The 6,103-nt window shown below is 73.6% G+C and carries 6 protein-coding genes; 3 read left to right on the top strand and 3 right to left on the bottom strand.

Annotated elements, in window-relative coordinates; all coding sequences use genetic code 11:
* Nucleotides 1-218: 218 nt before the first annotated feature.
* From AOK16_RS05795 to AOK16_RS05785, 3 genes are read right to left on the bottom strand one after another with little or no spacing between them, the layout of a single operon-like run.
* Nucleotides 219-845 carry a TetR/AcrR family transcriptional regulator gene (locus AOK16_RS05795; protein WP_055471140.1) on the bottom strand — a complete coding sequence of 209 codons (627 nt, stop codon included), beginning with the start codon at nucleotides 843-845 and terminating at the stop codon, nucleotides 219-221.
* Between the two features lie 35 nt (nucleotides 846-880).
* Nucleotides 881-2,983 (bottom strand): YhgE/Pip family protein, encoded by a 2,103-nt coding sequence (locus AOK16_RS05790; protein WP_055471139.1) that lies wholly within the window; start codon nucleotides 2,981-2,983, stop codon nucleotides 881-883.
* Nucleotides 2,955-3,842: an ABC transporter ATP-binding protein gene (locus AOK16_RS05785; protein WP_055471138.1), complete on the bottom strand. Its 888-nt coding sequence runs from the start codon at nucleotides 3,840-3,842 to the stop codon at nucleotides 2,955-2,957. The genes AOK16_RS05790 and AOK16_RS05785 overlap by 29 nt, the downstream gene beginning before the upstream one ends.
* Nucleotides 3,843-4,039: 197 nt before the next feature.
* Here AOK16_RS05785 and AOK16_RS05780 point away from each other — a divergent pair, with 197 nt between their 5' ends.
* The 3 genes from AOK16_RS05780 to AOK16_RS05770 form a co-directional block, all read left to right on the top strand.
* Nucleotides 4,040-4,576 carry an SAV_6107 family HEPN domain-containing protein gene (locus tag AOK16_RS05780; protein WP_055471137.1) on the top strand — a complete coding sequence of 179 codons (537 nt, stop codon included), beginning with the start codon at nucleotides 4,040-4,042 and terminating at the stop codon, nucleotides 4,574-4,576.
* 85 nt (nucleotides 4,577-4,661) lie between these two features.
* Nucleotides 4,662-5,423 carry a methyltransferase gene (locus tag AOK16_RS05775; RefSeq protein WP_055471136.1) on the top strand — a complete coding sequence of 254 codons (762 nt, stop codon included), beginning with the start codon at nucleotides 4,662-4,664 and terminating at the stop codon, nucleotides 5,421-5,423.
* 331 nt (nucleotides 5,424-5,754) lie between these two features.
* On the top strand, nucleotides 5,755-6,103 hold a 349-nt coding region (locus tag AOK16_RS05770), incomplete at its 3' end, for a DUF3040 domain-containing protein (RefSeq protein WP_055471135.1).

The raw sequence follows: 6,103 nt of genomic DNA, 5'->3' as shown, positions 1-6,103 counted from the left end.
ACATAGGCGCGGCCCTGGGGCGGTCCCCTTCACGCGCGCGGGCTGCCCGCCGGCCCGCCTCCATGTCCTGGAGGGTCCGCTCCAGCCCCTTCACGCGCGTGTGCGGCCGCCGCAGCCTCGGGGCGGTACTCGTGGGCAACGACAAGCCCTTCACGCGCGCGTACGGCCGCCGCTCCGGACAGGATCCGCGGGTACGCGCGCGGGTGCCGGAGCCGGCGCTACGCGTGCGTGCCCGGCCGGCTGCCGCTCACCCGGCCCTGGAGGAGCAGGGAGAGCGCCCCATGGACGTCGTCGAGGGACCGCTCCGGCTGGAACGCCTGCCAGTCCAAAGCGGCCACCAGCACCATGCCGACCAGCGCCGCGGCCGTCAGCTGCACGTCGATCTCGTCGTTCAGTTCGCCGCGCTCCACGGCCTCCCGCAGCACGTTCTCCACCACCGCGACCGCCTGCTGCCGCACCACCGTCAGCGTGGACTGCCAGGCGCGGTTGGTCCGCCACAGCTCGGCCACGTAGAGCTGGGTGAAGGCCGGGTAGCGGTCGATGAAGACCAGGCCGGCCCGGATCATCGCGTCCAAGGCGTCCACCCGGCTGCCGCCCCGCTCCGCGGTCTCGTCGGCGGCCCGCTGCAACGAGGCCGTGAGCAGGCCGACGCCGTGCCGCAGCAACTCCTCGAAGAGGTCGGTCTTGCTGGCGAAGTTGTAGTAGACCGTGCCCTTGGCGACCCCGGCCCGTTCGGCGATCTCGTCCACGGTCGTGGAGGAGAAGCCCTTCTCCGCGATCAGGGTGACGGCCGCCTCGTAGAGCTTGGCGCGCGTGGCCTGGCGGCGGGTGCTGCTGCTGTCCATGCGGACGATTCTGCCTGCCCCGGAGCTCTTCGTGATCACAGGCTCAGCTCCGGGTGCAGCCGGTCCAGGGTCCAGACCTGCTTACGGCGGGCCGACCACGCCGTGAGCGCGAGCGCGCCCAGAGTGTAGGCGCCGAGCACCGCGCAGCCCTGCCACACGGGGACCAGGTCGCCGCCGGTGATGAGCCTGCGCAGGCCCTCGACGACGTACGTCATCGGCAGGAAGGGGTGGATCGCGTTGAAGAACGCCGGGCTCGTCTGCACCGGATAGGTGCCGCCCGCGGAGGTCAGCTGGAGCATCAGCAGCGCCAGGACCAGGATCCGGCCGGCGGGGCCGAAGCGCGCGTTGAGCCACTGGACGACCGCCGCGAAGCACGCGGTCGTCAGGGCCAGGAACCCCAGGGTGCCGCCCGCCCGGGCCATCTCCAGGCCGAGCCCCCAGTGCAGTACGGCCATCAGCGCGGCCGTCTGGAGCACGCCCAGCGCCGCGACCGGCAGCCAGCCGGCGAGCGCGACCCTCCAGGACGAGGAACCGGCCGCCAGGGCGCGGCGGTTGAGCGGCTGGATGATCATGTAGGCGACCATCGACCCGACCCAGAGGGACAGGGGGATGAAGTACGGGGCGAAACCGGTCCCGTAGTTGGGCGCCTTGTGCATCGACTGCGAGGCGAGCCGCACCGGATCCGCCATCACCTCCGTACGGGCGTCCCGGTCCTTCTCGTCGTAGTCCGGGATCTTGGCCGCCCCCTCATGGAGACCGCCGGCCAGCTTGCCCGAGCCGTCGGCGAGCCGGAACATGCCGCCGCTCAGATCGTCCGCACCGCCCGCGAGACGGCCGATCCCGCTGTCGAGGGCGGCCGAGCCCTGCTGGGCGCGGGCGAGGCCGTCCTGGAGGTCCTGGGCGCCCTTGGCGACGGCCCGGGCGCCCTCGCTCAGCGCGTCGACCTTCGCCACGGCCGCGTCGAGGTCGCTGCCCAGGGTCGGGGCGCGGTCGGCGAGTTCGAGGGACAGGCGGTTCAACTCGTCCAGATGGGCGCCGAGTTCGTCCGTGCCCCTGTGGTCCTGGACGAGGCCGTCGAAGTCCTCGGCGGTGTCGGCGGCGGTGTCGGCCGCGTCCACCACCTCCTTCGCCTGGGAGCAGTCGAGGAGGGCCTCGACCTCGGCGCCGCTCTCGCAGTGGCCCGCGTAGAGCGCGGCCAGGCGGTCGGCCCCTTGCCGCAGGTCCTTGGCCGACTTCGCGGAGCGGTTCAGCAGGTCTCCCAGGCTCCGCTTGAGCTTGCGGCCGGCCTCGGCGACGTGCCGGGCGCTCTCGCCGATCTGCCGGCCGTGGTCCTTGAGGACCGGACCGGCCTTGTCCGCCGCCGAGTCGACCCGGTCGGCCAGGGTCTGAACCCCGTCGGCGACCTGGCGGGAGCCGTCCTGGAGGTCGCGGGCCCCGGCGTGCAGGTCCTCGACCCCCTCCTTGAGGGCGCGGCTTCCGTCCCTGGCGTCCCCGAGACCGTTCGCCAGCTCGCTTACGCCCCGCTTGGCCTTGCCGATACCGCCATTGAGGTCGTCAGCGCCCTTGGCGGCCTCCTCGGTCTTCCCGTGGATGTCGGAGAAGGACACGAAGATCTTGTCCAGGAAGGTGCGGGAGGTCCGGGTGGAGGCCGCGGAGCGGACCTCGGCGAACACGCTCCTGGAGATCTGGCCGACGATGTAGTTGTTCGCGTCGTTGGTGCGCACCCGCAGGGCACCGGTCTCCGGGCTGCCGCCCGAACTCGAGGCGATCCGCCGGCTGAAGTCGGAGGGCACGGTCAGGGACAGGTAGTACGTGCCGTCCTCGATGCCCTTCCGGGCCTCGGCCGGGCTCACTTCGTGCCAGTCGAAGGTCTTGCTGTCGAGCAGACCGGAGGCGAGGTCCTCGCCCGCGGTGACCTTCTCGGCCTTGCCGTCGCCGCCCTTCGCCGTGGCGCCCCGGTCCGTGTTGACCAGTGCGGCCGGGATCTTGTCCAGGCGGCCGTACGGGTCCCAGAAGGAGCACAGGTACAGCGCCCCGTAGAGGAGGGGCAGCAACAGGAGGGCCACGAGCGCCGCCCGCGGCATCCTGCCCCTGCCGAACCGCTTCAGCTCAAGCGCGGCCAGTTTCGGCGAGCGCATCCGCCGCCCCCTCTTCCGTCTCGTCGTCCGTGTCGTCCTGGGGCTCTGCCCGGACCTCTTGGGGCTCGGCCTGGGCCCTTTTGGGCTCGTACTCGGCCTCTTGGCGTCCGTCCTCTGCCTTCTGGGGCTCGGCCAGGCGGGTCCGGGGCTGAGCCTGCGGCGCCGTCGAGACCACGACCGTGCCCTCCGGCGCTTGGCTGCACACCGCCAGGACCGTCGTCCCGCCCTCCGCCACGCCGCGCAACAGCGCCCAGGCTTCGGCGCGTTCGTCGTCCGAGAGCTTGAGGTCGGTGTCGTCCACGGCCAGCAGACGCGGTCGGCCGATCAGCGCGAGGGCCACCGAGAGCCGCAGGCACTCCAGCCGCTCCAGGTCCCGTACGGCCGTGCGCGGGCCCTTGGGCAGGGCCGCGAGGTCCAGACCCGCGGCCCCCAGGGCGGAGTCGACGCGCTGCCGGGCTGCCGTCACGCGCGCGTGACGGGGTCTGGGGCGCAGCAGATCCCGCAGGGAGCCGTCGAACCGCCGCTGGAGCAGGGCGCGTTCCCGCAGGTGCTCGGTCACGGTCAGCGCCGGATCGAGTTCCGCGACGCCCGGCACCGGGCCGAGCGCGCTGAACCGGCGCACCGCCGCCATCCTCTTCGGCAGCCGCTCCCCGCCGACCTCGGCGTGCCCCTCGGTGGGGCGCATCCGCCCGGTGAGCGCGAGCAGCAGGCTGGTGCGGCCCGAGCCCGACGGGCCCTCCACCGCGACGAGCGCACCCGGCTCGGCGCTGACGCCGATGTTCCGGAACGCCCAGCCGCGCGGGCCCTTGACGCCGAACCCCACGGCCGTGACGGCTGCCCCGTGCGGGGTGCTGTCCACGGTCCCCCCTTTTTTTGAACTGACTGGTCAGTTCAAAGTATGCCGCATGCGGATCGGCTCCCGCGGCGGGGGTGGCCAGGATGAGGTGGGGGATGCGGCTGACGGCGGGAAAATCGCAGGTCAGGATCGATTGTCAGTGGTGTGCCCCACGATGTCGGCATACGGCAAGTGCCGTCCGCGACGACAGGAGGTTCGTCATGGCGTCCATGTCCGCTGCGTCCGCCGCGCACGCTGCCCAGGCAGCCGATGTGCACCCCGCCCCGCACCGCTCCACCGCGCCACCGGAGGCGCTCGGCCTGCTGGTCCAGGCGCGCCAAGGCCTCGAAGAGGCCGCCGAGTTGGATCCCCCGCACGAGCGCTACGCCACCGCGCACCTCGCCGCGCTGCGCACCGCCGCCGCCGTGCTCGCGGTCCGCGGCAGGCCCGAGCTCGCGCCGCGCCGCAGGCAGCGCATCCGCAGCGCGTGGGAGGTGCTGCCCGAGGTCGCGCCCGAACTCGGCGAGTGGAGCCTGCTGTTCGCCTCCGGCGCGGCCCGCCGCGCACGCGCGGAGGCGGGCATACGGGACGCGGTCTGCCGCCGGGACGCCGACGACCTGCTGCGCGACGCCGGGGTGTTCCTGCGCCTCGTCGAGCGGCTGCTCGCTCCGCGAGCACCCGCGCCAAGGCCGCGCGCGGGTGCGGGCGCGGAGCCGTGGGTAGAGGCGGGGCCACCGGTGCGGACCGACGCGGGATGACCGCGGGAGGCAATAGGGTGGGAACCACTCGCACCCGTTCATCTCCCGCCGTACGAGGCGGTCCCGCGCCGAGGAGCCACCCGCTGTGTCCGACCCGATGCGCCCCCGCGCCTCCCTCCGTACCGCCGTGGTCTGGGACGTGCTCAGGGAGGCCCTGGACCGCCGGGTCAAGGCCACCGGCCGGGAGAGCCTGGACGTTCTCGACACCGGCGGCGGCACCGGAAACTTCGCGGTGCCCGCCGCCCGGCTGGGCCACCGGGTGACCGTGGTCGACCCGAGCCCCAACGCGCTGTTCGCGCTGGAGCGCAGAGCCTCGGAGGCGGGCGTCGCCGACCGGGTGCGCGGTGTGCAAGGCGACGCCCACGGCCTCTTCGACGTCGCGGAGCGCGGCGGCTACGACGCCGTGCTCTGCCACGGGGTGCTGGAGTACGTGGACGACCCGGCCGAGGGCGTGCGCAACGCGGTGGACGCGCTCCGCCCGGCCGGGACCCTGAGCCTGCTCGCGGCCGGCCTGGGCGGGGCCGTCCTCGCCCGGGCGCTCGCGGGCCACTTCACCGAGGCCCGCCAGGCGCTCGCCGACCCCGACGGCCGGTGGGGCGAGGGCGACCCGGTGCCCCGGCGGTTCACCGCGGAGCAGCTGACCGGCCTGGTCTCGGCCACAGGCCTCTCCGTGGGCGCGGTGCACGGCGTACGGGTCTTCGCCGACCTCGTGCCCGGGGTGCTCGTCGACACTGAACCCGGCGCCGTGGACGCCCTGCTGAAGCTGGAGGCGGCCGCGGCCGAGCTGCCCGCCTTCCACTCCGTCGCGACCCAGCTGCACGTGCTCGCCGAGCGGGAAGCCGACTGAGCCCGTATCGGGTGCCGCTGACCCCGCGGCGGCGGCCGGAGCCGCCGGGCCACGGCCCCCGGCCGGGTAGGCGGCGCTCTGAACGGCGGCGATTCGTCCGGGCTGTCACGCACAGGCCCCCCGTTCGGGCGCATAGCCCCGTATGATCGGGGGACACGGTCCGGCATGACGGACAGGAGGCCGGGGAATGCACGTCCCACCACCTGCGCCGCCATGGCGGTTCGACATGGCGCATTGGCGCAGAGGGGCGGGTTTCACGGGGGCGAATCCCTGCCTATCCTGAAAGGGTCGCACCCGGTCGCCCCCCGCGACCGACGAGTAGGAGGACTCCGTGCCGCTCTCGGAGCACGAGCAGCGAATGCTCGAGCAAATGGAGCGAGCGCTGTACGCCGAAGATCCCAAGTTCGCGACAGCGCTTGAGGGTAGCGGCCTGCGCACGTACACCCGGCGACGGGTCTACCAGGCGGTCGCGGGTTTTCTGGTGGGCATCGCGCTCCTGATGGCCGGGATGGTCGCCCAGCAGATCTGGGTCAGCGTGGTGGGCTTCCTCGTCATGTTGGGATGCGCCGTGCTGGCGGTCACCGGCTGGCGCAAGGCCCCCAAGCCCGGCGAGCAGGCGGCGGCGGACGGCTCCGGCCGCGGCGGCCACGTCCGGCGCCCACGGCAGCGCCGGTCGATGA

The sequence above is a fragment of the Streptomyces pathocidini genome (genome assembly GCF_001418495.1).
Classification (GTDB): domain Bacteria; phylum Actinomycetota; class Actinomycetes; order Streptomycetales; family Streptomycetaceae; genus Streptomyces; species Streptomyces pathocidini.
This window is presented reverse-complemented; position numbering and strand designations above follow the sequence as displayed.